The organism is Pseudomonas sp. SDO5522_S412 (assembly GCF_054071215.1).
The window spans coordinates 25,838-51,974 of sequence record NZ_JBSVWQ010000015.1; the positions used below are offsets into that span (position 1 = coordinate 25,838).

Genomic DNA, 26,137 nt, shown 5'->3' on the forward strand with positions numbered 1-26,137 from the left:
CATTTCAGTTCATTCGATGATCAGTCGGTATAGCCCAACTTTACCGTCCTCATCTTCCGGCTATGCTCGCGCGTCGCCAGGCAGTAATACAGCGGACACGTCACCACCAACCCCACCAGCCACGACAGGTCTGCGCCCTCTACCAGATTGGCCCATGGCCCCACGTACAGCGACGTATTGGCAAACGGCAGTTGCACGATGATGCCGATGAAATACGCCACGATCGCATGCAGGTTAAAGCGTCCGTAAACCCCGCCGTCCGCCTGAAAGATCGACGCAATGTCATAGGCGCCACGCTTGATGATGTAGAAATCGATCAGGTTGATCGACGCCCACGGCACCAGCACCAATAGCAGCGCAAGGATCAGGCCGATAAATTGCGAGATGAAGTCCGCCGACGCGCCCAATGCCACCACGCAGCATCCGGCCAGCACCACGCTGGACAGCACCACACGCACTTTGATGCCGGGTGTCCACTGGCTGGCGAAGGTTTGGATCGAGGTGATGATCGACAGCACCGCACCATACAGATTCAGGGCGTTGTGGCTGATGATATTGAGCAGAAACAGCACCATCAGGATCGACCCCAGCCAGCCGGTGGCTTGCTTGACCGCGACCATCGCCTCAGTGCCTTCGGGTGTCGCCAGGGCGGCGACCAAGCCAAAGGAGAACGACAAAATGGTGCCGAGAGTGGCCCCCAGGTAGGTGGCGACAAAGGGTCGGGTGATGCCGATATCAGCCGGCAGGTAGCGCGAATAATCGCTGGTATAGGGGGAGAAGCTGATCTGCCAGATCACTCCCAACGACACCGTCGCCAGCCAGCCGGCCGGATTGAAGCCGCCACGGGTGAGGAAGTCTGCCGGCAGGTCGTGGGAAAAAATGTAGAGGAAACCCGCCAGCAATGCGCTGCCCATCACCCAGGTGCCGATGCGGTTCAGGGTATGGATAAAGCGATAGCCGATCACGCCAATGGCCGTGGCGCTGAGCGCGCCGATCAGGATGCTGGCCGGCACCGGTACCGACGGCACGATGCCGACGATGGACTTGCCCGCCAGCACAATGTTGGAGATGAAAAAGCCAATGTAGATCAGGGCCGCGAAGAAAACGATCAGCAGCGCTCCGTAGCGCCCGAACTGACCCCGGCTCTGCACCATCTGCGGGATGCCCATGCGCGGGCCCTGGGCCGACGCGAGGGCAATGACAATACCGCCGAGCATGTGCCCGAGGGCAATCGCCAGCAGCCCCCACACCAGGTTGAGATGGAACACCTGAGTCACCATAGCGCCGGTGACGATGGGCAGCGGTGCAATGTTGGTGCTGAACCATAGGGTGAACAGGTCGCGGGCCTTTCCATGGCGCTCCGCGAGGGGGACGTAATCGACCGTGTGATTCTCGATCAGGGGATCTTGCCGGGACATCTGGGGCATGGAAATGAACTCGCGTTTGTCTGATCTTATAGTTGTTTGACGCCAAACCGGGGGAGCTCTCTGGCCACCCCCATACGAACACCATATTATGGTATTCCAACATTTTCACAAGACTGATCCGTAGTCCTGGCACGCATCTGATCCGCTATTGTGCCACACGGCCCCTCTTCATTCAGCGGGCTAACCCCCGTATTCATTGGCTATAAGACCAAAGGTCAACGTTCATCGGCCGCCTGAAAAAGCCCTTGATTAGATTGTATTACGGTATACCATCAGACCTACAAATCTATAAAATCCGCTTCACCCTACGAGGACCGTCCCATGATCGATGCCGCCATCTACAAACAAGTGATGGGTTCGTTTCCGTCCGGAGTCACCGTGATCACCACGCTCGATGATGACGGGCAGATAGTCGGACTTACCGCCAGTGCGTTCAGCTCGTTGTCCATGGAGCCGGCCCTGGTGCTGTTCTGCCCCAACTACAGTTCCGACTCCTATCCGGTGCTGATCAAGAATCAGCGCTTTGCCATTCATGTGCTGTCCGGTGGGCAGCAAAGCGAAGCCTATGCTTTTGCGCGCAAGGGCAAAGACAAGGCGCAGGGCATCGAATGGACGTTGAGTGAACTGGGCAACCCGATCCTCGCCAATGCCACGGCGGTGATCGAGTGCGAGTTGTGGCGTGAGTATGAAGGCGGTGACCATGCAATCATGGTCGGTGCGGTGAAGAACCTGATCGTGCCCCGGCAGAACGCCGGGCCACTGGTGTATTGCCACGGCAAGATGGGCGCCCTGCCCGCCATTGCCTGATCGTTACCGTTGCAGGCGCCCGGCAGCCCGGGCGCCCACCGGTCAGGTGCGGAAGCGGCTGACCAACTGATTCAACGTCTGAGACAACGTCGTCAATTGCTGCGCATCCTGGCGCGTGGAATCAGCCAGGCTCGCCACCAACTGTGCATCCCCGTGAATCTGGCTGATGTGCCGATTGATGTCTTCAGCCACCTGGTGCTGCTCTTCGGCAGCCGTTGCGATTTGCGTATTCATGTCGCGGATCACGTCCACCGACTCGCGAATCAACCCAAAACTGGCCCGTGCGTCGTTGATCGACACCACCGTTTCCTGGGACACCTCCAGGCTGGCATGCATTTGTTTACCCATCTGATGGGTACGCCGGGCGAGGTTGCCCAGCAGCCCGTCGATCTCGCCGGTGGAGTCCGAAGTACGCTTGGCCAGGGCCCGCACTTCGTCTGCCACCACGGCAAAACCACGCCCCTGTTCACCGGCTCGGGCGGCTTCGATGGCAGCGTTCAGCGCCAGCAGGTTGGTCTGTTCGGCGATGGAGCGGATGGTGCCGAGTATCGACTGGATGTCGTTGCTGTCTTTTTCCAGTTGCTCCATGGACTGGGCGGAGTGGCCGATTTCCTCACTCAGGCGCCCTACGCTGCTCACTGCTGCGTCGATCTGCTGCTGGCCGGTGTGCGCCTGGCGCTGTCCGTTGTCGGCAGAGTCGGCGGCCTGGCTGCAGGAGCGCGCGACTTCATTGGAGGTGGCGACCATCTCATGAAACGCGGTGGACACCATGTCCACGGCCTCCCGTTGGCGTGAGGCGACCTCAGCCATTTCCACCGAGACCTCCATGGCACTCCCCGAACTGCTGTGGATCTGCCCGGCCGCCTGGCCGATGCGCTGGATCAGCGTGCGGATCGCTTCGAGGAACTGGTTGAACCAGCCGGCCAGTTGTGCCGTCTCGTCTCGCCCTTTTACCGGCAGACGCGCCGTCAGGTCTCCTTCGCCCTGGGCGATGCCTTCCAGGCCGCTGGCCACACCACGAATCGGCTTGACGATCAGCCCGGCAAACCAGGCGCCCACCACTGCAAACAACACGGCACACACCAGGGCGATCGCCGCGATCAGCCAGGTCAGGCGCGCCGCGCCGGCCATCACTTCACTTTCCCGTACCACCCCGACAAACCGCCAGCCCAATGCCCTGGACGGCCAGACAAACGCCATGTAGCGCTCGCCTGCCAACTCGACCTGCACCAGGCCCTGCCCAGCCTCGCTCAACTGCCGGTAACCCTCGCCCAACTCACTAAGTTTCTTGAAGTTGTGAGACGGGTCATTCGGGTCCACCAACACGGTGTTATTGGCTTCCATCAACATCAGGTAGCCGCTGTCACCCAGCTTGATCTGTTTGACCAGGTCGGTCAGTTGCTTGAGGGAAACATCGATGTTCACCACCCCGCTCGCGTTGCCCTGGCGGTCATTGAAGCTTCGCACCGTACTGACCAGCACCACGTCATCGGCGGCCCAGTAATACGCCTCGGTGCGAAGGGTCTTGCCCGGTTGCGCCATGGCCGTCTTGTACCAGGGCCGGGTGCGCGGGTCGTAGCTCGCCAGCTTCGGGTCACCCGGCCAGAATACATAGCCGCCATCTTCAGTACCCAGTGACAGGTAGGTGTAGGCCGAATGACTCTTGGCCAGGCCCTCGAACAGCTTGAACAACTGCTGATCGCGCTCGCCGAGTGCGACTTGGGCGGCGTCGCTGGCCAGATAGCGTTTCACATCGCCGTTGATACTTTGCAACTGCGGATGCGCCGCCAGGTAGGCGACGTTCTGACTGATGCCTTCAAAAAACAATTGCATGGCATTGTCGACCTGGCGAATCTCGCGTTCGCTGCCGTCGATAAAGCCGTCCCGTGCCTCATGGCGCACGTTGAGGATGATCATCACTGCCACCAGAATGACTGGCAGGCTGGCGATCACCGCAAAGGCCAGGATCAATTTTTGTTTTATGTTCATCTAGCTCGCCTTCCTTGTGAAGTGAATGTGCGACCGCTGGAGAGAAAAGTTTTGCAGATATTCCGTATTATGGTATACCAACAATCAATCCGCCGAATAGCCTTCATCACTGGCAAGCTTCACATTGGCGAGAGCACCTAAGGGCCCGCAGTCGACAGGCCGATCACAATAGATCCGAGGTAAGCGTCATGAAATTTTCCCTGTTCGTGCACATGGAACGCTGGGATGAAAGTGTCAGCCATCGCCAGTTGTTCGAAGACTTGACCGAACTGACCCTGATGGCGGAAGCCGGTGGTTTCAGCACCGTCTGGATTGGCGAACACCACGCCATGGAATACACCATCTCGCCCAGCCCGATGCCGCTGCTGGCTTACCTCGCGGCCAAAACCACCACCATTCACCTGGGCGCCGGTACCATCATCGCGCCGTTCTGGCACCCACTGCGGGTGGCAGGCGAATGCGCGCTGCTCGACGTGATCAGTAACGGACGCATGGAAGTCGGCCTGGCCCGTGGTGCCTACCAGGTGGAGTTCGACCGCATGGCCGGCGGCATGCCCGCCTCATCCGGCGGCCAGGCGCTGCGCGAGATGGTGCCGGTGGTACGTGCGTTGTGGAAAGGCGACTATGCCCATGACGGCGACATCTGGAAGTTCCCCACCTCCACCAGCGTGCCCAAGCCGATCCAGCAGCCCAACCCGCCGATGTGGATTGCCGCACGCGACCCGGACTCGCATAACTTTGCGGTAGCTAATGGCTGCAACGTGATGGTCACGCCGTTGATGAAGGGCGACGAAGAAGTCCTCGACCTGAAAAATAAATTCCAGGCTGCCCTGGACAACAACCCGGATGTGCCACGCCCACAACTGATGGTGTTGCGTCACACCCACGTGCACGCGGTAGACGACCCTGACGGCTGGAAAGTCGGGGCCAAGGCAATCGCCCGATTCTATCGCACCTTTGATGCCTGGTTCGGCAACAAGACCGTGCCGGTCAACGGCTTCCTTGACCCGAGCCCGGAAGAAAAATTCGCCGGGCGTCCGGAGTTTGAACTGGAAAGCCTGCACAAGACCGCAATGATTGGCACGCCTGAAGAAATCATCCCGCGCATCCAGTACTACCAGGAGCTGGGTGTGGACGAGTTCAGCTTCTGGTGTGATAACAGCTTGCCCCACGCGGAGAAGAAAAAATCCCTTGAGCTGTTTATCAAGCACGTGGTGCCGGCATTTCGCTGAGGGTAATGGCTGAACCGCACACAGCGCCGGCACTTGCCGGCGTTGTTGTTTCGGGTGGCGGGAATGCGGCATGTGCTTCGGGTCGAGGAGATGTATACGATGCCGGACCGGGGTGCTCCGCCCAAAAACCGCTGTGCCCACTGCCCGTATTCCATGTACTCAAAAATGTACTTAAAAAAGTGGCTGGAGACAGATTTCAGTAGTTTTGCGTAGAAACGAAAAAAGACGCCGAAGCGTCTATTCCTTAAATCCCAGGCAAAAAAAAGCCACTCTATTGAGTGGCTTTTTCTTTGTGTTTGGAGCGGGAAACGAGACTCGAACTCGCGACCCCGACCTTGGCAAGGTCGTGCTCTACCAACTGAGCTATTCCCGCGTCTTGGTGATGCGCATTCTATAGAATCCTCATCACCCGTCAACCCCTTGATTCAAAAAAGTTTTATTTCTTTTCAACCTCGGTGCGCAGATGCGGCCAGGCGGCGCGCAAATATTGCAGCATGGACCACAAGGTCAGGCCCGCGGCGATCAGCAGCAAGGCGTAGCCCAGCAATACCCAGAAGGAGAAATCCGATGGGTTGGCCAGCAGGATCACCAGGGCAAGCATCTGCGCCGCGGTTTTCCACTTGCCCATGTTGGACACGGCCACGTGGGCTCGGGCGCCGATTTCGGCCATCCACTCCCGCAGGGCGGAGACCACGATCTCGCGACCGATGATCACGGCCGCCGGCAACGTCAGCCAGAGGTTGCCGTGTTCCTGCACCAGCAGCACCAGGGCGACCGCTACCATCAGTTTGTCGGCCACCGGGTCCAGGAACGCGCCAAACGGCGTGCTCTGTTCCAGGCGACGGGCCAGGTAACCGTCCAGCCAGTCGGTGGCGGCTGCGAAGGCAAACACCGAACTGGATGCCATGTAGCTCCATTCGTACGGCAGGTAAAACAGCAATATGAAAATCGGTATGAGCAGGACGCGTAGTACGGTGATCAGATTAGGGATATTCATCGGCACAACTGGCTACGAGGTGAGAAGGCATTCTACTCGCTGTGCAGATTTGCATAAATCAACTCTGCGAGCTTTTTACTGATACCGGGAGCTTTGGCTATTTCTTCGATGCTGGCACGGGACAGCTCCTGCAAGCCACCAAAATGTTTTAACAAGTCCCGCCGCCGTGTCGGCCCGACCCCTGCCACCCCTTCCAGGGTTGAGGTACGCCGGGTTTTGCCACGTCGGGCACGGTGGCCGGTGATGGCGAAACGGTGGGCTTCGTCGCGGATCTGCTGGATAAGGTGCAGCGCCGGGGAGTCGCCCTTCAAGGTGAACTCATGGGCTGCATCATTCAAGTACAAGGTTTCAAAACCGGCCTTGCGGGTGGCACCCTTGGCCACGCCGAGCAGGATCAGGTCGGGTACCGCCAGTTCGTTGAGTACGTCGCGGGCCATGGACAGCTGGCCCTTGCCACCATCCACCAGCAGGATGTCCGGCAGCTTGCCCTCGCCGTCCTTCAGTTTGCTGAAGCGACGGGTCAGGGCCTGGTGCATGGCGGCATAGTCATCGCCCGGAGTAACGCCTTCGATGTTGTAGCGCCGGTAATCGGACTTGATCGGCCCTTCCGGCCCGAACACCACGCAGGAAGCCACGGTGGCCTCGCCGCTGGAGTGGCTGATGTCGTAGCACTCCAGGCGCTGGGGCGGCTCGTCGAGCTTGAGGACTTCGGCCAGGGCGTCAAACCGCGCGGCGACGTGCTGGCGGTTGGCCAGGCGTGCGCCCAGGGCCTGTTCGGCGTTGGTCACGGCCAACTGCTGCCAGCGCGCACGGGTGCCGCGCACGCGGTGGCTGATGTCCAGCTCGCGGCCACGCAGTTCGTGAATCGCTTCGATCAGCGCCGGGAAGTCCTCGTGCACCACGTTGACGATCAGTTCGCTCGGCAGGTCGCGCTCGGGGCTGCTGACGTAGTACTGGCCGAGGAACGCCGCCATGACTTCGGCGACCTCCTCTTCTATACCGGTCTGGGGGAAGAAGTTCTTGCTGCCCAGCACCCGGCCGCCGCGCACGCTGATCAGGTGCACACAGGCGCCGCCCGGGTTGACGAAGGCGGCGATGACGTCGACGTCACCGGTGCCGCCCTCCATGCTCTGCTGGTCCTGCACGCGACGCAGCAGGGAGATCTGGTCGCGTAGCTCTGCGGCGCGCTCGAAATCCAGGGTGCTGGCCGCTTGCTCCATGGCGCCGGACAGCTCATCGGCCAGGGCATTGCTGCGGCCTTCGAGGAACATCACCGAGTGACGCACGTCCTCGGCATATTCCGCAGGCTCAACCAGGCCCACGCACGGCGCCTTGCAGCGCTTGATCTGGTACTGCAGGCACGGGCGGTTGCGGTTCTTGTAGAAACTGTCTTCGCACTGGCGCACGAAAAACGCCTTTTGCAGCAGGCTCAGGCTTTCGCGGATGGCGCCGGCGCTGGGGTAAGGCCCGAAGTACTTGCCCTTCTGCTTCTTGGCGCCGCGATGGATGCTCAGGCGCGGAAAGTCGCCGTCCGAGAGAAACACGTACGGGTAGGACTTATCGTCACGCAGCAGGATGTTGTAGGGCGGCCGCCATTCCTTGATCAGCGTCTGCTCAAGCAGCAGCGCCTCGGTTTCATTGGCGGTGATGGTGGTTTCCACCTGGGCGATACGCGCCACCAGCGCCGCGGTCTTCGGCGCCAGGCCCGTCTTGCGGAAGTAACTCGCCAGGCGGCTTTTCAGGTTCTTGGCTTTACCGACGTAGAGCAGGCGCGCTTCGCTGTCGAACATGCGATACACGCCAGGACGGCCACTGCAGGTTGCAAGGAACGCACTCGGATCGAACAGCACTTTAATTTCAGAGGCTGTCATTTCAGGCGCTGGCATCTACCATGCCGTGGCGTACCGCCAGCAGGGTCAATTCAACATCACTGCTGATGGAAAGCTTTTCGAAAATCCGATAACGGTAGGTGTTCACGGTTTTCGGCGACAGGCACAGCTTGTCGGAAATCGACTGGACTTTCTGACAGCCGACAATCATCAGGGCGATCTGGATTTCCCGCTCCGACAGCGCATCGAACGGCGAGTCGCTGGTGGGCTGGAACGACTTGATCGCCAGCTGCTGGGCAATCTGCGGGCTGATGTAGCGTTGGCCGGCAAATACCAGGCGAATGGCCTGGACCATTTCCGCCAATCCCGCGCCCTTGGTCAGATAGCCGGCAGCGCCCGCTTGTAGCAACCGTGTAGGAAAAGGATCTTCCTCACACACGGTCACTACCACGACTTTGATATCCGGATGGCTGCGCAACAACTTCGTAGTGGCGCCAAGACCGCCGATCCCGGGCATCTTAACGTCCATCAAAACCACATCGGGCTTCAACTCCCGGGCCTTGATCAGGGATTCCTCCCCTGACTCGGCCTGGCCGACTACTTGCAGGCCATCGATGTCAGCCAGCATTCGTGTAATGCCTGTACGAACGAGATCATGGTCATCGACTACTAGCACCCTAATCAAGCAGACACCTCGCGATATGGTCTTATAGGTTGCTGAACACCTTAGCAAAAAACCACGGCGCAGACCTAGCTGCAAGCGTCATATATATAGAGTTTCAATGCACAACGGGCCGCCGCCGAATGGCGGACGGCTCAATTTCCTGGGTAAAAGGTCAGGAATCCGGGGCCGATGACCGGTTTTTTCCATTGGTGGTGAGTGAATGCTCGGCCAGGGTAGAAGTCAGGCGATGGATTGCGTCCTGGTCTTCCTTGAACATCGCACGGTAGTTCCCCAGCACTTTCTCCTCGACCTGGCTCAGGTTTTCAAGTTGGGTCGGCGTTGGATTGCCGGTCAACACGTACAGGATATCGACACCTCTTTCTGCCACGCGGGACAAGTAATCAGCCTTTGGCGCGCGTCCGCCATTTTCATATTTACCCTGTGCGTTCGCCTCTACACCTCCTATTTCACCAAAAGTTTTCTGCGACAGACCAAGCCGCTCTCTTTCTTGCCTTAACCGGAAACCGATTCCACTCATTTGGATGTATGATCCTATTTGGCACACCCCTAGAGGTGACACACTCATCTCGTTTTACACAAACTTGAACGGTTTTGAACTATGCCCGGTATTCGCACTGCTGCACAAGCCAAGGCCTGGCTGGAACATCAAGGTAAGTCTGTTCAAGCGTTCGCCCGGGAACATGGCGTGGACCCGGCAACCACTTATCAAGTGCTCGCTGGGCGCAAAAAGGGACGGCGTGGAGAAGCCCACAAGGTGGCGGTCCTGTTGGGCATGAAGGACGGAATCATCCCGGTTGAGGGCGAAACCGTGAGACAAGAGCAGGAAGTCATTTCTTGAAGTGAGTATGCGCTTATTAAAACCAAGTGCCTGTTTTCCTCGAACTGGCAGTACTCGCACCCGATCACGGCCGGCAATTGCGCTCCATGCGCCAGAAGCAATCCTCCGCTCCAACGATTTCCAGGCCCTTGCGTTGATACAGCCGTCGCGCCGGGTTGGTCTTGAAAACGGTCAACCGTAAAAGGCACAGCCCTTGCGCGCGCGCCTTGTACACCATCTGCTCGATAACCCAGCCGCCAGCCCCTTGATGACGAAACGCCTCAAGGATGTGCAGTTCGCGGATATACAGTGCCTTGGGGTCACGACTGATGCTGATGAAACCCAGCACCTCGTTATCGCGACAGATCAGCCAGTTTTCTCGTCCGGCCCAGGCGGTATCGAAACCGGCATCGGACCACGACAAGTCGTATTGGCGATAATAATTACCCATGGCCTGGTGGGTCAGGGTCCGGGCGAAGGCCAGGTGTTGGCTGGTCGCGGCCTGCAGTTGAAACGCCATGTGCCTGAACTCCCTAGATTGCCACCTGTTCTCCCTGCCACTGGCCGACGGTGTCGCGTCGTGCAATCACCAGCGTATCGCCTACACCCGGGCTAGCCGCGATCAAACCACCGTCGGCGCCCCAGATTGCGCTGCGCCCGGCGCAGGCCCAGCCACCGGATGGACCGCCGTGGTTGGCCATCAGCACCAGCATCCGGTGCTCGGCGGCATAGCCCTGTAGCAAGGCGGTGTCCGGCGCGTAGCCGCCTTCGCTGATCAGCACACCCGCAGCGTAGATGTTCGCCCCGTCCTCGGCAGCCTGTCGAGGGTGGCTGGCGTGGGAAAAATCCGCGCATACCGCCAGGGCGATCCGGTCGTCCCCCCATTCAAGGGCCGCCCCGCCCTGCCCCGCAGCAAACGCCACGTCTTCACCGGGATGCAGATGCTGCTTGGTATAGACCGCCACCGAGCCATCCGGCCCCAGCACCAGCGCACCGATCAACACCTCACTGGCGCCCCCCAGGCGAATCGGCATGCCCACCACCGCGGTGATGCGCAACTCACGGGCCATCTCCCGCAGCGGCGCCAGCGCTTCATCGCCGGGCGCGATCGCCAGCCCGGCGGCCAGTGACGGTTCATAGCCGGTCAGGGACAGTTCCGGAAACACCAGCAACTGCACGCCGTGCTCCGCCGCCACGCGCATGAAAGCCAAGTGACGCGCGATATTTCCGGGTACGTCGCCCGCAATGGAAATGGATTGGGCAGCAGCAATCGTCAAGGCCGTCATGGTCGCATCCAGGCAATCATCGTGAAGTCCGTGCAGCATATCGACACTGGGGTCATAGCCGTAAGTACCCAACCTCAATAGAAATTACTGATTGAATCCACCCGCTCGCCTCAGTTAAGCTCCCCCCATCATTTGGAGACACACCATGTTGCAACTCACCCACACCCAGGTTTGCCCTGCTGCCAGCGCCCAGCGCTCGGTCGTGGCTGCCCGCGTGAGCGGTTTGAGCGCACTGGTCAGCTTTTATTTTGGGTATTGGTTTAGCCACTGGCGCGCCTGATACCTGAAATCGGCGCCCACTACTCAAGGGGTCGCCTACCAGAGAAATCTAACCCCCGGTCGGCTCCCCGACCGGGGGTTTTGTTTTTTCAGCCCTTATTATTTTTGCCACACACCGAACACTTAAAGGACTCACGCCATGAACTACGCCACCTATTACCGCTACGACACCTCCACCGCCTGGCGATTTAGCAAGCTCCGTTCGGGACAGCCTGCCGCCTCCGATCGGTCACCTATTGGTGGCAAGCCAACACACGTAGCCAATACGGCCAATTGTCGAACACCCCAGTAGGGCAGAGCGTGCGGGAACAGCCCGCCGCTTGCCCAGGAAGCCCGAATATGAACGCCTCGATCGCCGCTCTGCCTGTTTCAACCCTGTCCTGCGCCAATGAAGCGCTGACCCAGCGTTTGCCCAGTGCCCTTGAGCTCAAGCACCAACTGCCGCTGAGCCCATTCCTCAACGAACAGATCCACGCCCATCGCCAAGCCGTGCGCGCCATCCTCAAGGGTGAAGACTCACGCCTGCTGGTGATTGTCGGCCCGTGCTCGATCCACGACCCGGAATCGGCCATGGAATACGCGCGCAACCTGAAAAAACTGGCCCATGAAGTCAGTGACCAGATGCTGCTGGTGATCCGCGCCTACGTCGAAAAACCCCGCACCACCATCGGCTGGAAAGGCCTGGCGTACGACCCGCGCCTGGATGGCAGTGATGACATGGCCGCCGGCCTGACCCTGTCCCGGGAACTGATGCGTGAAATGCTGCGCCTGGGCCTGCCGGTGGCCACCGAGCTGCTGCAACCGATGGCTGCCGGCTACTTCGATGACCTGCTGAGCTGGGTCGCCATTGGCGCGCGCACCACCGAATCGCAGATTCATCGCGAAATGGCCAGCGGCCTCGGCATGCCCGTCGGCTTCAAGAACGGCACCGACGGCGGCGTGGCCATCGCCTGTGACGCCATGCGCTCCGCCGCTCACCCGCACCGTCACTTTGGTGTCGACAGCCAGGGCCATCCGGCGATCATCCAGACCCCGGGCAACCCCGACACTCACCTCGTGTTGCGCGGCGGCCATCGTGGGCCGAACTACGATCGCCAGAGCGTGGCCCAGGTTCACGCCGACCTTGCCAAGAGCAAAGTCGCGCCGCGGATCATGGTCGACTGCAGCCACGCCAACAGCGGCAAAGACCCGCTGCGCCAACCGGCGGTGTTCAACGACGTGCTGGAGCAGCGCCTGCAGGGCGACACCTCGCTGATCGGCATGATGATCGAGAGCCACCTGTTCGAAGGCTGCCAGCCATTGAGCCCGTCGATGAAATACGGCGTGTCGATCACCGATGGCTGCCTGGGCTGGGACGGCACGGAACAGCTGCTACGCAGCGCTGCCGAACGGTTGCGGGCACACAATCGCGCCTGACAAATGAAGACCAAATGTGGGAGCGAGCTTGCTCGCGAATGCGGTGGTTCAGCCAGCACATGCATCAACTGGCACACCGCTTTCGCGAGCAAGCCCGCTCCCACACTGGATCTTCATTCACTTGACTAAAGTGGATAAAGAGCCTCATCAAACTGCGCCAACTTCGGAAACACCAACGGCTGGTCATCCGCCAGCCCTTCCAGCCGCTGCTGGTAATTGCGCAGAAAATCCTGCCGGGCCTCGGCGCTGATATACGGCACATGCCACGCCACAAACGGCTCCAGCACTTCAAACCCGACATACGCCAGCGTGCCACGCAGGATCGGCCGCAGCATGTCCTCCAATGGCCCGTGAATCGCACCCTCGCCAAACATATGCTCGCGCCCGCCAAGGGTGACCGTGACCAGCGCTTTCTTGCCGGCGAGCCCGCCCTGATCATAAAACCGCTTGCCGCCGTAGCACACGCCCGACACCAGCACCCGGTCAATCCAGCCCTTGAGCATCGCGGGCGCCGAGAACCAGAAGATCGGGAAGTTGAGGATCAGCAGATCGGCCCACAGCAGCTTGTCCAACTCCTGCCGGATATCCGCCGCGATGGATTGGCTTTTCACCCCCAGGCGCTGCTCCAGGGCATACACCAGGTAGTCGGGGTTCTCCCGCGAGGTGAAGTCCGAGGCGCTGGCTACGGGATTCCAGTTCATCGCGTACAAATCACTGACCTGCACCTCATGCCCCTGCGCTTGCAGGGTAGCCGTGGCCTGGTCACGCAAGGCCGCGGTAAACGACTGCGGCTCGGGATGGGCGTGGACAATCAACACCTTCATAAAAACTCCTCAAGAAGTAAGCGCGGCCCGTTTGGCCAGCAAATGGTCGAGCCAGTCGGGGTCCATTTCCGGCTCCGATGAAAACAGCAGGCCGGTGTAGTCCTGATACGGCGGGGTGAAGATCGCGCTGCGGCTGCCCTGGTCCACCACTCTGCCCCGCTGCATCACCACCACTTCGTCGGCAATGGCGCGCACCGTGGCGACGTCGTGGGTGATAAACAGGTAGGCCACGCCCAACTGCTGCTGAATGCGGTTGAGCAGTTTCAGCACGCCCTCGGCCACTAACTGATCCAGGGCCGAGGTCACTTCGTCGCAGATGATCAATTGTGGGTCGGCCGCCAGGGCGCGAGCGATGCAGATACGTTGCTTCTGGCCGCCGGACAGCTCACGGGGCTGACGCTCCATGAAGGTGGCCGGGTCCAGCTCGATCATCTCCAGCAACTCGGCGACTCGGGCGCGCATGGCCTTGCCCTTGAGGCCGAGGTAGAAGGTCAGTGGCCGGCCAATGATGTCGACGATGCGCTGGCGCGGGTTCAGCGCGGTATCGGGGATCTGGTAGATCATCTGGATCCGTCGCAACTGCTCCTTGCTGCGCCGACGAAAGTCCGCCGGCAACGCTTCACCGTCATACAGCACCTGCCCCGCCGTAGCCGGCAGCAACCCGGTAATCAAGCGTGCGGTGGAGCTTTTGCCGCTGCCGGACTCACCGATCACCGCCAACGTCTGGCCGCGATGCAAGCTCATCGACACGTCATGCAGCACCGGCTGATGCCCGTAGCTGGCGCACACCTGACGCACTTCCAGCAACGGCATCTGCTGCTGGGGACAGGCCTTGGGCTCGGTGCGAAAGCTGCGCACCGCCCACAGGGACTTGGTGTAGTCCTGCTGCGGGGCGCTGAGCATGGTGCGGGTCTCGGCCTCCTCCACCAGCTTGCCGTGGCGCAGCACCATGATGCGGTCGGCCATCTGCGCGACCACCGCCAGGTCATGACTGATATACAGCGCGGCACTGCCGAAGGTTTTCACCGCATCGCGAATCGCCGCCAGCACTTCGATCTGGGTGGTGACGTCGAGGGCGGTGGTGGGTTCGTCGAAGATGATCAGGTCCGGGTGACAGGCCATCGCCATGGCGGTCATCACCCGTTGCAGTTGCCCGCCGGAGACCTGATGCGGATAACGCTGGCCGATGGTTTCCGGATTGGGCAGGCGCAGCACGCGGTACAACTCCACCGCCTCGCGTTCAGCCTGGGCGCGGCTGATGCCACCGTTGATCACGGCGGTTTCCACATGCTGGTCAATCAGCCGGTGGGCCGGGTTGAACGACGCGGCAGCGCTTTGCGCCACGTAGGCAATCCGCAGTCCTCGAAGCTTGCGCAAGGCTTCGGGTTTGGCCTGCAACAGTTGAATGCCGTCAAAGCACACCGAGCCACCGGTGATGCGGCAACCGTCGCGGGCAAAGCCCATGGCCGCCAGGCCCAGGGTTGATTTACCCGCGCCAGACTCACCAATCAGCCCCAGTACCTCACCCCGTTGCAACGTCAGGTCGATACCCTTGATCAACGGATGCCAGGCGTCTTCGTAATGCCCTTCAATCTGCAGGTTGCGGATTTCCAGCAGTGGCTTGTCCATCCTCAACACTCCTTCAGGCCGCTGGATTTATGCAGCATCCAGTCGACGACAAAATTCACGCTGACGGTGATCAACGCCACCGCCAGGGCCGGCAGCAACGGGCTGATGTCGCCGAAGGTAATCAGCACCGCATTGTCGCGGACCATGCTGCCCCAATCGGCGGTGGGCGGTTGAATGCCCAGGCCAAGGAACGACAGCGCGCTGATAAACAAAAACACGAAGCAAAAGCGCAGGCCGAACTCGGCAATCAGCGGCGCGGCGGCGTTGGGCAGCACTTCCCGGGTGACCAGCCACCAGAGCCCTTCCCCACGCAAGCGCGCGGCTTCGACAAAATCCTGCACCACCACGGTCATCGCCACAGCACGGGACAGGCGAAACACCCGGGTCGAGTCCAGCAGTGCAATCACCAACACCAGGGAGGTGGCATTGGTGCCCACCACGCTGAGAATCAGCAAGGCGAAGATCAGCTGCGGGATCGCCATCAGAATGTCCACCACCCGCGACAACCCTTGATCGACCCAGCCGCCCTTGATCGCCGCAATCAAGCCGCTCAAGCCACCCAGTAAAAACGCCAGCACCGTCGTCAAAAAAGCGATGCCCAGGGTGTTGCGCGCGCCATACACCAGGCGGCTGAACATGTCCCGCCCAAGGTTATCGGTGCCCAGCAGGAACTGGCCGCTCCAGGGCGCAAACCCGTCACCCACCACCTGGGTTTCCCCGTAAGGTGCGAGCACCGGCGCAAATAACGCCACCAGCACGTACAGCACGATGACCAGCAGGCCGAACTTCGCGCTCAATGGCGCCCGGGCCAGTTGTGTGAGAAGGCTCATGGTCTACCCCTTGGGATGCATCAGGCGTGGGTTGGTGGCGATGGACAGCACATCGGCGCCGGTATTGAGCAGGATGTAGGTGGCGGCAAAGATCAGGCTGCACGCCTGCACCACCGGGATATCGCGCTTGGACACCGAGTCCACCAGCAACTGGCCGAGGCCCGGGTAGACAAACACCACCTCCACCACCACTACGCCCACCACCAGGTACGCGAGGTTGAGCGCGATCACGTTGACGATCGGCGCCAGGGCATTGGGCAACGCGTGGCGCCAGATAATCCGCGACTGGCTGATGCCCTTGAGCCGGGCCATTTCGATATACGGGCTGGCCAGCAGGTTGATCAGCGAGGCGCGGGTCATGCGCATCATCTGCGCGATCACCACCAGGCTCAGGGTGGCCACCGGCAACACCGAACGTTCGAGAATGGTGGCGAATGAGGCATCCGGCGCCAGGTTGGATAGGCTGGGAAACCAGCCCAGCTTGACCGAAAACACCAGGATCAGCAGGTAGGCGACGAAGAACTCCGGGAACGACACCGCACTCAGGGCCGAGGTGTTGAGCAGGCGGTCGAACCAGCTGTTGCGGTACAGCGCGGCGAGCATCCCCAGCACCAGCGCCAGGGGCACCGAGACCAACGCCGCCAGTGCCGCCAGGCGCAAGGTGTTGCCCAGGCGTGCGCCGATCAGTTCAGCGATGGGCCGCTGGTTGGCCAGGGAAGCGCCGAGGTCGCCGTGCAGGAGGCGCAGCAGCCATTGCACGAACCGGCTCAGGGGCGGCAGGTCCAGGCCCAGTTGGGCGCGAAAGGCGGCGACGGTTTCCGGCGTGGCGGACTGGCCGAGCATGGCCTGGGCGATATCACCGGGGAGCATGCCGACCGCCAGGAAGATGATCACCGAGACGGCGAACAACGACAGCAGGCCAAGGGCGAGGCGTTGGAGTACCAGTTTGAATAGGCTATTCATGTTCGGTTCTCATGAGTGGGGCATGTTCTCGAAGGCGACACAGGACCAATGTGGGAGCGGGCTTGCTCGCGAAAGCGGTGTGTCCGCCAACACAAACAAAGAACGACCCACCGCATTCGCGAGCAAACCCACCCCCACAACTGACTTGTGGCGTTTCTGAAATCTTCACGCCTGCCACCATCGCTCGATCAACCGCAACCCATCCAGTTCCCCATACGGCGCCGTCAGCGGTCCATGGCTGACGCGGTTCGAGCGGGCCGCCACGGAGCTGGCGAACAACGGCACAATCGCCCCGCCGTCGTCCCGGCACAGGCTCTGCATTTCGTTGTACATCTCCTGGCGCAGCGGCGCGTTCATCTCACCTCGCGCTGCGTTGAGCAACTGGTTGAAGCGGTCGTTATCCCAATGGGTTTCGTTCCACGCCGCCCCCTTGGCGTAGCCGATGCTGAACATGCGGTCGGCAGTCAGGCTGCTGTACCAGAACGAGGTGGTGAACGGCTGCTTCATCCAGATGTTGGAGAAATAGCCATCCGCCGGCTCGCGCACCACGTCGATATCAATCCCGGCCTGGCGCGCCTGCTCCTTGAACAGCACCGAAGCATCCACCGCGCCGGTGTAGGCGGCATCGGAAGCTTGCAGGCGCACCTTCAGCGACTCCACACCGGCCTTGCGCAGGTAGAATCGCGACTTGTCCGGGTCGTAGGTGCGCTGCTCCAGATCGGCGTTGATGAAACGGCTGCCGGGCTGGATCGGATGGTCGTTGCCCACCAGGCCATAGCCATGCAGCACCGAGGCCAGCAGGGTTTCGCGGTTGATCGCATGCTTCATCGCCATGCGGATGTCGTTGTTCTTGAACTCGTTGCTGTCGCACAACATCGGGAAGGTGTAGTGCTGGGCGCCCTTGGTTTCTTCGATGACCAGCGTGGGATTGCGCTTGAGCAGGGCTACGGTTTTCAGGTCGACCTTGTTGATCACGTCGACTTGCCCGGTGACCAGCGCATTGACCCGCGCTGCGCCGTCGGCAATCGCCAACAGCTCGGCGCTGGCGAAGTGTGCCCTGCCCGGCTTCCAGTAATCCGGGTTGCGCTCCAGGTCCATGCGTACGCCCGGCTCGAAGCTTTTCAGGCGATAACCGCTGGTGCCGATCCCGGCCTGCCAGTCGGCGGCGCCGTCCTTGGCGGGCATGATCACCAGGTGGTAATCGGCGACCACATAGGCGAAATCGGCATTGCCCGAGTGCAATTCGAACACCACTGCATCGCTGCCCTTGGCGCTGACACTGGCCACATCGCCGATCACCGTCTTGGCCGCCGAGGTGGAGTTGGCTGCCAGGTGATGGTTGATCGAGGCCACCACGTCGTCAGCGGTCAGGCTTTTGCCGTTATGGAAGGTCACGCCCTGGCGCAGCTTGAAGGTCCAGGTGCGCGCGTCGGGCGTCGACTCGAAGCTTTCGGCCAATTCGGGGATGGCGCTGCCGTCCACCGCGATTTCCGTGAGGGTGTTGTACACCGCCGAAAAGCCGACGAAGGTGAAGGTGTCTACCCAGGATCCCGGGTCGCGGGAGTCGGTGGTGCTGCCGCCGGCCAGGCCCATGCGCAACACGCCGCCCGGCTTGGGCGTGGCCTCCTCGGCAAAGGCCTGCAGCGGCAGGCCCATGGAAAACGCGGCGGCCACGGCACCGGCTACGGCGCTGTGCTTGAGGAAGTCCCGCCGGTGCATCGCTTGAGTCATTTTGTTGTTGTTTTCGCTCATGGTGTTGCTCCTCTAAAGGTTCACACAGGCATGCTTCAACTCGATCAAGGTCACGCCGTTGCGCTTGAAACCGTTACGCAAATCCGTCTGCAGCTCATCCAGGTTCTGTGGCTCGCTGACCGTGCAGCCGAACGCCCGCGCCAGGGCGGCGAAGTCCGGGTTGCGCGGCAGTACGCCGATGGGTTCGATGTCCAGGTTCAGCATGTCGTCGCGAATCTGCCCCAGGGCGTCGTTGTTCCAGAGCAACACCACCAGCGGGCTGTCCAGTTCTTCCACGGCCGTGGCCAGTTCCTGGGCGGTGTAGAGAAAGCCGCCGTCGCCCACCAGCACCAGGCCGGGCCGTTGCGGTGCGCCGAACTTGGCGCCGATACCGGCCGGCAGGCCATAGCCCAGGGTGCCGTAGCCGGTGGGATGCAGCCAACTACGGGTGGCGTTGCTGGGAAAGGCGTAGTTGCCGGTGTAGGCCAGTTGGGTCATGTCACTGCTGATGAAGGCATTGGCGGGCAACTCGGCGGCGACGCGGTCGAGAATCGCCTGGTGAATCCGTTGCAACGGACCATGGCCGCTGCTGACTGCCTGGTGTAACGTCGCGACCGCAGCGGTGGCGGCATCCGCGTTGCGCGGCGTGGCTGGCAAGCGTTCCAGCAAAGCCAGCGTCGTTTGCTGGGCATCACCGTGCAACGCGACGGCGCAAGGATAGAAATCGTTGAACTTGCGCGGGTCGATATCCACCCGCAGCAGCTCGCCATTAATCGGCAGGCGTTCACGCCAGAAGTCGGTATCGGCCATTTCGGTGCCGATGGCCAACACCACATCCGCCTCGGCGATGAGCTGCCAGCCGGGCTCGATGCACAAGGTCGAACCGGCGTTCAACGGATGCTCCACCGGCAACAACCCCTTGCCGGCGACACTGCTGAAAAACGGCGCCGCCAGTTGTGTGCTCAAGCGCTGCAAGGCCTCGGCCGCCAACAGTGCGCCGCCACCGGCAATGATCATTGGCCGCTTAGCCGCAGCCAGTTTCGCCACGGCCTGATCGAGGCTTTCAGCCGATGGCAGACCTCGCCCGGGACGGCACACCACCTCATGGCTCCAGTCGCGCTTGATCGGCGCCGACAGCACATCCAGCGGCACCGAAATATGCACCGGCCGCGGTCGCTCACTGTCGAACACCGCGTAGGCCCGCGCGATCAACTCCGGCAAATCCTCGGCACTCAACGCCACCGCTGAAAACGCAGTGATGGGCGCGGTCATCGCCCGCTGGTCCTGGGTTTCATGCAGGCAGCCCCAGCCTTTGCCGAGGCTGGCGGTGTGGTTGACGCTGGAAATCACCAGCAGCGGAATCGAGTCGGCATACGCCTGGCCGATCGCCGTCGCGGCGTTGGTCACCCCCGGCCCGGTGATGATGAAACACACCCCCGGCTTGCCGCTGACCCGCGCATAACCGTCGGCCATAAAGCCGGCGCCCTGCTCGTGGCGCGTCAGTACGTGGCGAATGCCGCTGCCCGGCAAGCCGCGATACAGCTCCAGCGTGTGCACGCCGGGAATCCCGAACACCGTGTCGACACCATAGTTGGCCAGCAATCGCACCAGGGCCTGGCCGCCCGTCAAGGTTTTGCTTTGCATTGTCATCTCCTTCACGCCTGGGCGAGACGGATCAATGCATCGACCGCCGTGGCGCCCCGGGCATTGACCAGCAATGGGTTTACATCGAGTTCCAGCAACTGCCCGGCGTTGGCGCAGGCGTAGTCGGCCACCGCACGAATCGCCGCCACCAGGGCTTCCATGTCGGCCACTTCGCGTCCGCGAAAGCCTTGCAGCAATGCGGCGCTGCGCAGGCTGAGCAAGGCGTTGCGGATTGCGTCGTCGGTGGTCGGCAACAGCAGGCTGCGGCTGTCCTTGAGCAACTCCACGAGGATTCCACCGGCGCCGATCACCAGCGCCAGGCCGAAGTCGTTTTCGCGCTTGATGCCGACAATCAGCTCGGCCAGCGGCGGCGTAGCCATGGACTCCAGCAGCAGATGATCGAAAGGTACATCCGGCGCATAGGCCGCGATCCGCTCACGCATATGGGCCAGGGCGGCAGTCAAGGCGAAACCGTCCTGCAGGTTGAGCGCCACGGCGCCGGCTTCGGTTTTATGCGGCAAGTCGGCACTGACGGCCTTGAGTACCAGCGGGTAACCCAGCACTTTGGCATCGGCTATGGCCCGCTCGGGAGTGCTCAAGACACCGGCTGGCGTGGTCAGGCCGAAAGCCCGTAAAGCCTGCTTGGAATCCCACTCATCAAGCGACTGTCCGTGTTGCTCAAGCGCTTGCGGGCACAGCGGCACCAGTATCGACTCACCCCGCGCCAACAACGCCCGGCGATTGTTTTGATAGTCGGCAATCCGGCCCCAGGCCGCCAGCGCATCTTCCACGCCTTGCAACGCGGCAACGCCCTGGGCATGCAGACGCTCGCGAGCGTGGGCCGGGAGCAATTCGGGAAATGCCGAGGTGACAAAGCCAGTCTTGCCGTGGCGAGTCAGCGCACTGCAAAACAGCTCCAGCAGCAGGTCGCACTCCTTGCGCTCACCGGTAAATTCCGCCGGGTAGTCGAGCACCAGCATTGCCGCATCCGCTTCGGTGCGCAGTGCCGTGTCGAGCATCGTATTAAGCGCGTCGCTGTTGCCCCAGATGGCCGTGGTGAAATCCAGCGGGTTGACCAGATTGGCGTAGCTGGGCAGCACCTGCGCCAACTCTTCACGCTGGCCTTCGTCGAGCTTCGGCAGGCTCAAATCGTTGCGCTCGGCGTAGTCGGCAATCAACCCGGCATCACCACCGGAACAGGCCAGGGCGATCAGGCTGTTGCCCGCCGGCAGATTACCGCAGGCCGCCGCTTTCAGGGTCTCGACAAAACTCACCGGCCCGCTGACCCGGATCACACCCAGGCGCGCGAACAGACTGTCGTACAGCGCATCGGAACCCGACAACGAACTGGTATGACTCAAAGCCAACTCGGCGCCGATCTGTGACACCCCGGTTTTCAGGGCGATTATCGGAATGCCTTTCTCCAGGGCCTTGTGGGCCGCACGGGCGAACCCCGGCACATTCTTCAAGCCTTCCAGGTGCAAGCCAATCGCTGTAACGCGCGGCTCGTCGAGCAGCACGTCCATCAACTCGGCAACCCCCAACTGCGCCTGGTTGCCCACCGACGCCATATAGGCCACCGGCAGCGAACGGTCGCTCATGGACAGGTTGTAGGCAAAGTTGCCGCTCTGGGTCAGCACCGCAACGCCCTTCTCGACCGGCTTGCCGCCATGGGCCACCGGCCACAACGCCGAGCTGTGCAGGTAATCCAGCAGGCCATAGCAATTGGGGCCCAGCAGTGCCATCTCGCCAGCGGCCTTGAGCAGTTGTTGCTGCAAGGCTTGGCCCTCGGCGCCGGTTTCGGCAAACCCGGAGGCGTAGCAGATGGCGCCACCGGTGCCAATGGCCGCCAGTTCGGCGACACAGGTCAGGGTCAGCTCGCGATTGGTAGCGATAAACACCGCGTCCGGACCGCACGGCAAATCGGCCACGCGACGTACGCAGGGAACGCCATCGAGGCTGTCATGTTGCGGGTTGACCAGCCACATCTGGCCGGCAAAACCACCCTCGGCGCAGCGCTTGAGGGCACGGGCCATGCTGCGCCCACCGACGAATGCCAGGTGACGGGGCGCCAGCAGGCGCTTGAGATTGTCGCGAATAGCCTGGGACATAAGCGTTCTCCGACCCGATCAACGCAACAGTGGCCGCAACAGTTCGCGGGCAATAATGTGGCGCTGGATTTCCGAAGTGCCTTCCCAGATCCGCTCGATCCGCGCGTTGCGCCAGATGCGCTCCACCGGGCCTTCGTCCATCAAACCCATGCCGCCGTAGATCTGCACCGCTTCATCGGCAACCTTGCCCAGTACTTCGCTGGCAAACAGCTTGGCCATGCCGGCCTCGCCGTCGGTCATGGTGCCCTGGTCCATTTTCCAGGCGGTGTTCAGGGTCAGCAGTTCGGCCGCACGGATTTGCGTGGCCATGTCGGCGAGCTTGAACGAGATGCCTTGATAGGTGCCGATGGGCTGGCCGAACTGCTTGCGGTCGGCCGCCCATTGCAGGGAAACGTCCAGCGCACGCTGGGCCTGGCCGACGCAGTTGGCAGCCACCATCACCCGGCCTGCGGTCAGCCAGGCATTGGCGACTTCCCAACCTTTGCCGACTTCGCCGAGGACTTTGGAGGCTGGTACGCGGCAGTCGTCGAAGAACATTTCATAAGTGTGGTAGCCGCGGTTGCTGACGCACTTGGGGCCCCGGCGAATGGTCATGCCCGGCGTGCCACGGTCCACCAGGAACGAGGTCACGGCATTGCGTTGGCGACCGTTGTGTTCGTAGGTGTCGGTAACGGCAAACACGATGGCGAAATCCGCGTGGCCGGCGTGGCTGATGAAGTGCTTGCTGCCATTGAGCACAAAGTCATCACCGCTGCGCACGGCGCGGGTCTTGATCGCATTGGCGTCGGAACCGGCACCCGGTTCGGTCAGGGCAAAGCAGTCGATCTTCTTGCCCTGCACGCACGGCAACAGGTACTCGCCAATCTGCGCGCCGGTGCAGGCCATGAGGATTTTCGACGGCCGGGCGACAAACACATGCAGCGCCCAGGAGACTTTCGACAACTCACGCTCGATCAACGCCTGTGACAGGTAATCCAGGCCGCCACCGCCGACGTCTTCCGGCATGTTGAAGGCATAGAAACCGGCAGCGATGGCCTTGTCACGAATCTGCGCGGCAAGCTCCGGCGAAACTTCATCGGCGCGGTCCACCGCCTCCTCGTGGGGCAACAACTCCTTGGCAACAAAACTGCGTACCGCGTCCACCAACATGTCTTGTTCTTGGCTGGGCTGGAAATTCATGGCGCTACCTGTCGATCGTTCGAGGGTGTTTTGAAGGGGAATCAGTTGCCGGAGAAGTTCGGTGGGCGCTTTTCCATCGAGGCGCGCAGGGCTTCAGCACCGTCGGCGCTGCGTCCACACAGCAGGCCGGCGGCGAGTTCCGCCTGGAGCTGCTCGGGCAGGCTGCGCCCGGCGCCTTCGCGGATGAGGGTTTTGGTCTGGGCAAACGCAAAGGTCGGGCCGTTGGCCAGGCGCGTGGCCAGCTCGGCGACGTGGGTATGCAGTCGCTCGTCGGCAACGACTTCGCCCACCAGCCCGGCGGCCAGGGCGCGGTCGGCGCTCCACAATTCATCGAGGAACAGCAGGCGCTTGGCTTGCTCGCTGCCGATCAGGCGCGGCAGATGCCAGCTGGCGCCGGCGTCCGGCGAGTAGGCCATGCTGGTGTAGCCGGCCTTGAAGCGTGCCGATTGCGCGGCGACGCGCAGGTCGCAGCACAGGGTGAGGTCCATGCCGGCACCGACCGCCGTGCCATTGATGGCGGCGAGGGTAGGTTTGTCGAGGGTGTGCAGGCGGGTCATCAGGGCGTGGGCGGTTTCGGTCCAGCCGTAGGTTTCGAGGGCGCCACGGGCTTCGGCATCGGCCCATTCGGCAAGGTCGGCACCGGCGCAGAAGCTGCGACCACTGCCGGTCAGTACCACCACGCGCACAGCCGGGTCGCGGTTGAAACCGTCCAGCAAGGCATGCAGGTGCTTGAGGGTCGGGATGTCCAGGGCATTGCGCTGGGGGCCGCGATTGAGGGTGATCCAGGCAACGCCTGCCTGCACCTGAGTGAGCACGGACGGATCTGTAGTCATGGAATCCTCGAATTATTTTAATTGGCTTGAGGGGTGCGACATGGGGCGATACTAAACGAGTGTTCAGTAAGGAGGCAATCGGGTAACTGCAAATATTTTTCGAGGGGAAAATGCCGGCCCGGACATTGCGTCCAGGCGGCGTGGAATCGTCAGTTCAGGGTTTGATCTGGAAGCGCTTGCGCCCGCCCGACTGCAAGCCATCGACCCAGGCTTCGCAGATCTGGATGCCCTGCTCCGGGGTGAAGGTGCCGGGATTGAGCCCCGATTCCAGCCACAAGCCGTCGAGCAAGGCGCTCAAGGCGATGGCCGCCAAATCGGCATCGAACTGCTTCCAGCCCTCCTCCCCGGCCATGTCCACCAAGGCCGAACGCATGATGGTGCGGTACTCGCCATAGGAGTGTTCGTGGGCCTGGTTGATCGCCGGGGCCGTCTTGACCGCCCCCCAGAACACCAGCCAGGCATCCAGCAGTTGCGGGTCGAGCAATTCGGGGGAGAACGAGCCGCGGAAGAACGCCGACAGCCGCTCCCGCGGACTGGGCGGCGCCTTGGCCATCGCATCCCGCAGCAGGTCCATGACCTGCCGGGTGATTGACCGATAGGCCTCGGCCACCAGCTCATCCTTGCCCGAGTAGTGATGACTGATCAGCCCCACCGACACCCCGGCCTCGGCGCTGATCTTGCGGATCGACGCGCCCTGGAAGCCGTCGCGCTTGAGGCAGGCCAACGTCGCCTGCACCAGATTGGCCTTGCGCAACTCCGGTTCCATGCGGGAGAAACGGGATTCCTGGGTCATGAGGCGGTGTCCTTGGGTTGAGTCGGCTGGACGACTCTACCTCACTCCCGGAACCCCGGCGACACCCGATCCAGTAACCGCAGCAATGCCGCCCATGCCAGTTGCATGGCGTCCGGGTCTGCCAGTTCGCCCTCTTCCAGTGGCCGGCCTGGCTCATTGAACTGCCGCTCGGTGTATTCACACACGTGCGCAGGCGGCAGGATCAGCTTGCCGCACGCCTGGGCGGCGATCTGGATATCGCAGGCCTTCTCCAGGTAATACATGCGCAGGAACGCCTGGCTGACCGTCTCCCCTACCGTCAACAAACCATGGTTGCGCAGCATCAACACCGGCTTGTCGCCGAGGTCGCGCACCAGTCGCTGTTGCTCGTCCATGTCCAGCGCCACGCCTTCGTAGTCGTGGTAGGCGACCTTGCCGTAGAACTCCATGGAAATCTGGTTCACCGGCAACAGCCCGCATTCCAGTGCCGCCACCGCACAGCCGGCGCGGGTGTGGGTGTGCAGCACGCACTGCGCATCTTCGCGGGCGCCGTGAATCGCGCTGTGAATCACAAACCCCGCCGGGTTGACGCCATGGGCCGAAGCCTCGACCGCACGTCCGTCCAGGCCGATCTTCACCAGGCTGGAGGCGGTGATCTCCTCGAACATCAGCCCATAGGGGTTGATCAAAAAGTGATGCTCGGGCCCCGGGATACGCACCGAGATATGGGTGAAAATCAAATCGCTCATGCGAAAGTGCGCGATCAGCCGGTAGCAGGCGGCAAGCTCTTCGCGCAGCTGTCGTTCGGTGGCCCCAGGCATTTTTATTCTCCAGGCGGGTGGGTGATGTGGCTGACG

At 61.7% G+C, this 26,137-nt stretch carries 23 protein-coding genes, 1 tRNA gene and 1 pseudogene; 4 read left to right on the top strand and 21 right to left on the bottom strand.

Annotated elements, in window-relative coordinates; genetic code table 11:
* Positions 1–20: 20 nt before the first annotated feature.
* Positions 21–1,427 carry a purine-cytosine permease family protein gene (locus ACW9I6_RS06000; protein WP_087694308.1) on the bottom strand — a complete coding sequence of 469 codons (1,407 nt, stop codon included), beginning with the start codon at positions 1,425–1,427 and terminating at the stop codon, positions 21–23.
* Positions 1,428–1,748: 321 nt separating this feature from the next.
* On the opposite strand from ACW9I6_RS06000, the gene ACW9I6_RS06005 reads away from it, so the two are divergent.
* Complete coding sequence (locus ACW9I6_RS06005; RefSeq protein WP_087694309.1) at positions 1,749–2,234, top strand: flavin reductase family protein; 486 nt, start codon at positions 1,749–1,751, stop codon at positions 2,232–2,234.
* 42 nt (positions 2,235–2,276) lie between these two features.
* Here ACW9I6_RS06005 and ACW9I6_RS06010 read toward each other — a convergent pair whose 3' ends face one another.
* Positions 2,277–3,062 (bottom strand): methyl-accepting chemotaxis protein, encoded by a 786-nt coding sequence (locus ACW9I6_RS06010; RefSeq protein ID WP_371132958.1) that lies wholly within the window; start codon positions 3,060–3,062, stop codon positions 2,277–2,279.
* A 72-nt stretch (positions 3,063–3,134) separates the two neighbouring features.
* Positions 3,135–4,223: pseudogene (locus ACW9I6_RS06015) on the bottom strand (cache domain-containing protein); the annotation flags it as partial.
* A 188-nt stretch (positions 4,224–4,411) separates the two neighbouring features.
* Here ACW9I6_RS06015 and ACW9I6_RS06020 point away from each other — a divergent pair.
* Positions 4,412–5,455 carry an LLM class flavin-dependent oxidoreductase gene (locus ACW9I6_RS06020; protein ID WP_102368697.1) on the top strand — a complete coding sequence of 348 codons (1,044 nt, stop codon included), beginning with the start codon at positions 4,412–4,414 and terminating at the stop codon, positions 5,453–5,455.
* 297 nt (positions 5,456–5,752) lie between these two features.
* On the opposite strand, the gene ACW9I6_RS06025 is transcribed toward ACW9I6_RS06020, so the two are convergent.
* From ACW9I6_RS06025 to ACW9I6_RS06045, 5 genes are all read right to left on the bottom strand, one after another.
* A tRNA-Gly gene (locus tag ACW9I6_RS06025) sits at positions 5,753–5,828 on the bottom strand.
* A gap of 63 nt (positions 5,829–5,891) precedes the next feature.
* On the bottom strand, positions 5,892–6,452 hold the full coding sequence (gene pgsA / locus ACW9I6_RS06030) for a CDP-diacylglycerol--glycerol-3-phosphate 3-phosphatidyltransferase (RefSeq protein ID WP_003208929.1): 561 nt from the start codon (positions 6,450–6,452) through the stop codon (positions 5,892–5,894).
* Between the two features lie 32 nt (positions 6,453–6,484).
* Positions 6,485–8,323 carry an excinuclease ABC subunit UvrC gene (uvrC, locus tag ACW9I6_RS06035; RefSeq protein ID WP_023658726.1) on the bottom strand — a complete coding sequence of 613 codons (1,839 nt, stop codon included), beginning with the start codon at positions 8,321–8,323 and terminating at the stop codon, positions 6,485–6,487.
* A gap of 1 nt (position 8,324) precedes the next feature.
* Positions 8,325–8,966: a response regulator transcription factor GacA gene (gene gacA / locus ACW9I6_RS06040; RefSeq protein ID WP_008436066.1), complete on the bottom strand. Its 642-nt coding sequence runs from the start codon at positions 8,964–8,966 to the stop codon at positions 8,325–8,327.
* Positions 8,967–9,117: 151 nt separating this feature from the next.
* Complete coding sequence (locus ACW9I6_RS06045) at positions 9,118–9,483, bottom strand: helix-turn-helix domain-containing protein (protein ID WP_032899473.1); 366 nt, start codon at positions 9,481–9,483, stop codon at positions 9,118–9,120.
* 81 nt (positions 9,484–9,564) lie between these two features.
* Between ACW9I6_RS06045 and ACW9I6_RS06050 the strand changes: the two genes are divergently transcribed.
* Positions 9,565–9,804, top strand: coding sequence for a DNA-binding protein (locus tag ACW9I6_RS06050; RefSeq protein WP_008436063.1), 240 nt, complete (start codon positions 9,565–9,567; stop codon positions 9,802–9,804).
* A gap of 64 nt (positions 9,805–9,868) precedes the next feature.
* On the opposite strand, the gene ACW9I6_RS06055 is transcribed toward ACW9I6_RS06050, so the two are convergent.
* Positions 9,869–10,303 (bottom strand): GNAT family N-acetyltransferase, encoded by a 435-nt coding sequence (locus ACW9I6_RS06055; protein WP_307517342.1) that lies wholly within the window; start codon positions 10,301–10,303, stop codon positions 9,869–9,871.
* Between the two features lie 13 nt (positions 10,304–10,316).
* Positions 10,317–11,069: a carbon-nitrogen hydrolase family protein gene (locus tag ACW9I6_RS06060; protein WP_457339051.1), complete on the bottom strand. Its 753-nt coding sequence runs from the start codon at positions 11,067–11,069 to the stop codon at positions 10,317–10,319.
* Between the two features lie 618 nt (positions 11,070–11,687).
* Between ACW9I6_RS06060 and ACW9I6_RS06065 the strand changes: the two genes are divergently transcribed.
* Positions 11,688–12,764, top strand: coding sequence for a 3-deoxy-7-phosphoheptulonate synthase (locus tag ACW9I6_RS06065; protein WP_102368695.1), 1,077 nt, complete (start codon positions 11,688–11,690; stop codon positions 12,762–12,764).
* 125 nt (positions 12,765–12,889) lie between these two features.
* Here ACW9I6_RS06065 and ACW9I6_RS06070 read toward each other — a convergent pair whose 3' ends face one another.
* The 11 genes from ACW9I6_RS06070 to ACW9I6_RS06120 form a co-directional block, all read right to left on the bottom strand.
* Positions 12,890–13,588 (bottom strand): NAD(P)H-dependent oxidoreductase, encoded by a 699-nt coding sequence (locus tag ACW9I6_RS06070; protein WP_457339052.1) that lies wholly within the window; start codon positions 13,586–13,588, stop codon positions 12,890–12,892.
* A 9-nt stretch (positions 13,589–13,597) separates the two neighbouring features.
* Complete coding sequence (locus ACW9I6_RS06075; protein ID WP_177022042.1) at positions 13,598–15,217, bottom strand: ABC transporter ATP-binding protein; 1,620 nt, start codon at positions 15,215–15,217, stop codon at positions 13,598–13,600.
* Between the two features lie 2 nt (positions 15,218–15,219).
* Positions 15,220–16,047: an ABC transporter permease gene (locus ACW9I6_RS06080; protein WP_003208948.1), complete on the bottom strand. Its 828-nt coding sequence runs from the start codon at positions 16,045–16,047 to the stop codon at positions 15,220–15,222.
* Positions 16,048–16,050: 3 nt separating this feature from the next.
* Entirely contained in the window at positions 16,051–17,010 is a 960-nt protein-coding gene (locus ACW9I6_RS06085) for an ABC transporter permease (protein ID WP_003208950.1), read from the bottom strand.
* 165 nt (positions 17,011–17,175) lie between these two features.
* Complete coding sequence (locus ACW9I6_RS06090; protein ID WP_457339053.1) at positions 17,176–18,762, bottom strand: ABC transporter substrate-binding protein; 1,587 nt, start codon at positions 18,760–18,762, stop codon at positions 17,176–17,178.
* A gap of 12 nt (positions 18,763–18,774) precedes the next feature.
* Entirely contained in the window at positions 18,775–20,385 is a 1,611-nt protein-coding gene (locus tag ACW9I6_RS06095) for a 5-guanidino-2-oxopentanoate decarboxylase (protein ID WP_457339054.1), read from the bottom strand.
* An 11-nt stretch (positions 20,386–20,396) separates the two neighbouring features.
* Positions 20,397–22,496: an acetate--CoA ligase family protein gene (locus ACW9I6_RS06100; RefSeq protein WP_457339055.1), complete on the bottom strand. Its 2,100-nt coding sequence runs from the start codon at positions 22,494–22,496 to the stop codon at positions 20,397–20,399.
* An 18-nt stretch (positions 22,497–22,514) separates the two neighbouring features.
* Positions 22,515–23,675 (bottom strand): acyl-CoA dehydrogenase family protein, encoded by a 1,161-nt coding sequence (locus ACW9I6_RS06105; protein WP_008436052.1) that lies wholly within the window; start codon positions 23,673–23,675, stop codon positions 22,515–22,517.
* Positions 23,676–23,716: 41 nt separating this feature from the next.
* On the bottom strand, positions 23,717–24,508 hold the full coding sequence (locus ACW9I6_RS06110; RefSeq protein WP_457339056.1) for an enoyl-CoA hydratase/isomerase family protein: 792 nt from the start codon (positions 24,506–24,508) through the stop codon (positions 23,717–23,719).
* A gap of 154 nt (positions 24,509–24,662) precedes the next feature.
* Positions 24,663–25,301 carry a TetR family transcriptional regulator C-terminal domain-containing protein gene (locus ACW9I6_RS06115; protein WP_003208961.1) on the bottom strand — a complete coding sequence of 213 codons (639 nt, stop codon included), beginning with the start codon at positions 25,299–25,301 and terminating at the stop codon, positions 24,663–24,665.
* Between the two features lie 41 nt (positions 25,302–25,342).
* Positions 25,343–26,101, bottom strand: a complete 759-nt coding sequence (locus tag ACW9I6_RS06120; protein ID WP_177022036.1) for a class II aldolase/adducin family protein — start codon at positions 26,099–26,101, stop codon at positions 25,343–25,345.
* Positions 26,102–26,137: the final 36 nt, after the last annotated feature.

Coding starts and splice junctions, on each gene's coding strand:
- ACW9I6_RS06020 (WP_102368697.1), top strand. CDS start 4,412: ATGAAATTTTCCCTGTTCGTGCACATGGAACGCTGGGATGAAAGTGTC.
- ACW9I6_RS06065 (WP_102368695.1), top strand. CDS start 11,688: ATGAACGCCTCGATCGCCGCTCTGCCTGTTTCAACCCTGTCCTGCGCC.
- ACW9I6_RS06055 (WP_307517342.1), bottom strand. CDS start 10,303: ATGGCGTTTCAACTGCAGGCCGCGACCAGCCAACACCTGGCCTTCGCC.
- ACW9I6_RS06005 (WP_087694309.1), top strand. CDS start 1,749: ATGATCGATGCCGCCATCTACAAACAAGTGATGGGTTCGTTTCCGTCC.
- ACW9I6_RS06095 (WP_457339054.1), bottom strand. CDS start 20,385: ATGCAAAGCAAAACCTTGACGGGCGGCCAGGCCCTGGTGCGATTGCTG.
- ACW9I6_RS06080 (WP_003208948.1), bottom strand. CDS start 16,047: ATGAGCCTTCTCACACAACTGGCCCGGGCGCCATTGAGCGCGAAGTTC.
- pgsA (WP_003208929.1), bottom strand. CDS start 6,452: ATGAATATCCCTAATCTGATCACCGTACTACGCGTCCTGCTCATACCG.
- ACW9I6_RS06050 (WP_008436063.1), top strand. CDS start 9,565: ATGCCCGGTATTCGCACTGCTGCACAAGCCAAGGCCTGGCTGGAACAT.
- ACW9I6_RS06010 (WP_371132958.1), bottom strand. CDS start 3,062: ATGGAGGTCTCGGTGGAAATGGCTGAGGTCGCCTCACGCCAACGGGAG.
- ACW9I6_RS06105 (WP_008436052.1), bottom strand. CDS start 23,675: ATGAATTTCCAGCCCAGCCAAGAACAAGACATGTTGGTGGACGCGGTA.
- ACW9I6_RS06115 (WP_003208961.1), bottom strand. CDS start 25,301: ATGACCCAGGAATCCCGTTTCTCCCGCATGGAACCGGAGTTGCGCAAG.
- ACW9I6_RS06120 (WP_177022036.1), bottom strand. CDS start 26,101: ATGCCTGGGGCCACCGAACGACAGCTGCGCGAAGAGCTTGCCGCCTGC.
- ACW9I6_RS06090 (WP_457339053.1), bottom strand. CDS start 18,762: ATGAGCGAAAACAACAACAAAATGACTCAAGCGATGCACCGGCGGGAC.
- ACW9I6_RS06075 (WP_177022042.1), bottom strand. CDS start 15,217: ATGGACAAGCCACTGCTGGAAATCCGCAACCTGCAGATTGAAGGGCAT.
- uvrC (WP_023658726.1), bottom strand. CDS start 8,323: ATGACAGCCTCTGAAATTAAAGTGCTGTTCGATCCGAGTGCGTTCCTT.
- ACW9I6_RS06060 (WP_457339051.1), bottom strand. CDS start 11,069: ATGACGGCCTTGACGATTGCTGCTGCCCAATCCATTTCCATTGCGGGC.
- ACW9I6_RS06000 (WP_087694308.1), bottom strand. CDS start 1,427: ATGCCCCAGATGTCCCGGCAAGATCCCCTGATCGAGAATCACACGGTC.
- ACW9I6_RS06100 (WP_457339055.1), bottom strand. CDS start 22,496: ATGTCCCAGGCTATTCGCGACAATCTCAAGCGCCTGCTGGCGCCCCGT.
- ACW9I6_RS06070 (WP_457339052.1), bottom strand. CDS start 13,588: ATGAAGGTGTTGATTGTCCACGCCCATCCCGAGCCGCAGTCGTTTACC.
- ACW9I6_RS06045 (WP_032899473.1), bottom strand. CDS start 9,483: ATGAGTGGAATCGGTTTCCGGTTAAGGCAAGAAAGAGAGCGGCTTGGT.
- ACW9I6_RS06085 (WP_003208950.1), bottom strand. CDS start 17,010: ATGAATAGCCTATTCAAACTGGTACTCCAACGCCTCGCCCTTGGCCTG.
- ACW9I6_RS06110 (WP_457339056.1), bottom strand. CDS start 24,508: ATGACTACAGATCCGTCCGTGCTCACTCAGGTGCAGGCAGGCGTTGCC.